The sequence below is a fragment of the Archangium sp. genome (assembly GCF_036388035.1).
GTDB lineage: Bacteria > Myxococcota > Myxococcia > Myxococcales > Myxococcaceae > Archangium.
The window spans coordinates 1-2,367 of the sequence record NZ_DASVSO010000745.1; the positions used below are offsets into that span (position 1 = coordinate 1).

3 protein-coding genes are annotated in these 2,367 nt (G+C 71.5%); 1 reads left to right on the top strand and 2 read right to left on the bottom strand.

Annotated elements, in window-relative coordinates:
* The coding region (locus tag VF697_RS30580) for a DUF6066 family protein (RefSeq protein WP_331100452.1) at nucleotides 1-674 on the top strand (674 nt) is incomplete at its 5' end.
* A gap of 9 nt (nucleotides 675-683) precedes the next feature.
* Here VF697_RS30580 and VF697_RS30585 read toward each other — a convergent pair.
* Nucleotides 684-2,123 carry a trypsin-like peptidase domain-containing protein gene (locus VF697_RS30585; RefSeq protein ID WP_331100454.1) on the bottom strand — a complete coding sequence of 480 codons (1,440 nt, stop codon included), beginning with the start codon at nucleotides 2,121-2,123 and terminating at the stop codon, nucleotides 684-686.
* 112 nt (nucleotides 2,124-2,235) lie between these two features.
* On the bottom strand, nucleotides 2,236-2,367 hold a 132-nt coding region (gene grpE, locus VF697_RS30590), incomplete at its 5' end, for a nucleotide exchange factor GrpE (protein ID WP_331100456.1).

Consider the following 2,367-nt stretch of genomic DNA (forward strand, 5'->3'; position numbering starts at 1 on the left):
GGAGTGCCCACCGCGTGAGACGACTCATCCTGGCCGCCGTCCTGCTGTTGCCCGCGTTCGCCCTGGCGGACGTGGACCCGCGCTTCGCCCGCCTGAGGGATCAGGCCGAGCCCCTGGGCAGCCTCACCTCGTTCCTGGAGAAGTACATCGGCGAGTGCGGGGGCATGTTCTCCGGCCCGTCCTGCCGCGGGGAGGCCAAGGCGTTCCGCGAGAAGTACGAGGACAAGAAGCTCTACATGATCGTCGGGGAGGACGTGGCGACCATGCTCAGCCCGGGCCCGTACCAGCCCGGCACGGGCAACTACGTCATCAACGTCACCCCGTACTTCCCCGGCGGCCCCTACGCGCTGACCCAGGGGGTGCCCTCGCAGACGGACACGGAGGGCAACCCGCTGCTGCCGCTGCTGCGCATCACCGGCACCACGCCCGAGGGCTGGAACGCGAGCAACTTCCTGCGCCTCTTCTCCACGCACCAGGTGCGCGCGCAGCTCGTCTTCACCCCGCAGGGCGTGTGGAGCCTGCCGCGCAAGCGGGGCGGCGGGAAGCAGTACGGCGTCGCCGCCCGGGTGGAGGGCATCCTCCTCACGCACGCGCGCACGGGCGAGCCGCTCGGGATGTGGTTCGCCGAGGAGCCCGGCTCCGGGGGTGGCAAGAAGGGCGGAAAGAAGAAGTAGCCGCGGGGCTCAGGGCTCCAGCGCGACGTACTGCTGCACCTCGCCGCGCCGCACCCGCAGGAGCACCGAGGAGCCCACGCCCCGCTCGAGCGCGCCCTTCACCGCCGCGATGTCCTTCACCTTGCGGCGGTTCACCTCCGTCACCACGTCGCCCTGTCGCAGCCCGGCCTGGGCCGCCACGCTGCGCGGCACCACCCCGGACACGAGCACGCCCTCGTAGGGCTCCAGCCCCATGGGCGCGGCCACCTCGGGCGTGACATCCCGGAGCACCAGGCCGAGCTCGCTCAGGTTGCCCGGGCTGGCCAGGGCCTCGAGCACCTCGGGCGCCGGACGGGCCGACAGCTTCACCACCACGTCCTGGGTGTTGCCTTCGCGCAGGAGCGTCAGCTTCGCCTCCGTGCCCGGCGCCAGCATCGCCACCCGGCGCAGCAGCTGCTGGTACGAGTCCACCTGCTTCCCGTTCACCCCCACCACCTGGTCCCCCGTGCGGATGCCCGCCTTCGCCGCCGGGCTCTCGCGGTACACCTCCTTCACCACCGCCGCCCGCGCCCCCGCCTGCGGCTCCTCGTCGATCACCACGCCCAGCCAGCCCTTCTGCAGCTGGCCGTTCTCGCGCAGGTTGGGCAGCAGGTCCTTCACCATGTTGATGGGCACCGCGAAGCCAATGCCCTGTCCCTGGGTGATGATGGCCGTGTTCACCCCCACCACCTCGCCGCGCATGTTGAAGAGCGGCCCACCCGAGTTGCCCGGGTTGATGAGCGCGTCCGTCTGGATGAAGTCGTCGAAGGGCCCCACGCCGATCACCCGCTCCTTGGCGGAGATCATCCCGTGGGACACCGAGTGGTCCAACCCGAACGGGTTGCCGATGGCCACCACCCAATCGCCCACCTCCAGCTTGTCCGAGTCCCCGAGGTACAACGCCGGCAGCCCGCCCACGTCCTTGCCCAGCATCCGCAGCAGCGCCACGTCCGTGGAGGAGTCACGCCCCACCACCGCGGCGGGAAACTCGCGCCCGTCCGACAGGCGCACCACGATCTCCCGCGCCACCACGTCCCCCTGCGCCACCACGTGGTTGTTCGTCACCACCAGCCCGTCCGGGGTGAGGATGAAGCCGGAGCCCGTCGCCGAGCGCCTCGCGCCCTCCAGCCGGCTCCCCGTCCCCGTGACGTTGATGTTCACCACCCCCGCCTCCACCGCCCGGATGAGCGGCGCCAGCGAGGTGGGCGGCACGAAGCCCGGCAGCATCGGCTCCTTCGCGCCCCATTCGCGCCACAGCCCCATGGGGCCGCTGCGCACGTGGGTCGAATCCTCCACCCAGGAGGCATGCTCCCGCGCCCGGGCCTGGAGCCACGGGGCGAGCGCTCCCGAGTCCGCCCCCGCCCGGGAAGCGAGCACGAGCGGGAGCAGGACGAGCAGGGAGAGACAGCGGCGGGTCACGACGGGGGTCATGGCGAGGGGACGAACAACCACCCCCTCCGTCTATTTCCCGAAATCCGGGCCCGCGTTCACGGGGCCGAAGGGCGAGGGCTTGGACCCCTCACCCTGGCGGCCCCGGAGGGACTCAGGCCTGCGCGGGGGCAACGTACTTGGCCACCTTCACGCGCGCCGGACGGATGATCCGATCCTTCAGCTTGTAGCCCGCCCGCGCCTCGGCCACGACCTTCTGGTCATCGTCGGGGTTGGGGGTGATCTC

Excerpts from the sequence above, each read along its gene's own strand:
- VF697_RS30585 (WP_331100454.1), bottom strand. The coding sequence starts at position 2,123 with ATGACCCCCGTCGTGACCCGCCGCTGTCTCTCCCTGCTCGTCCTGCTC.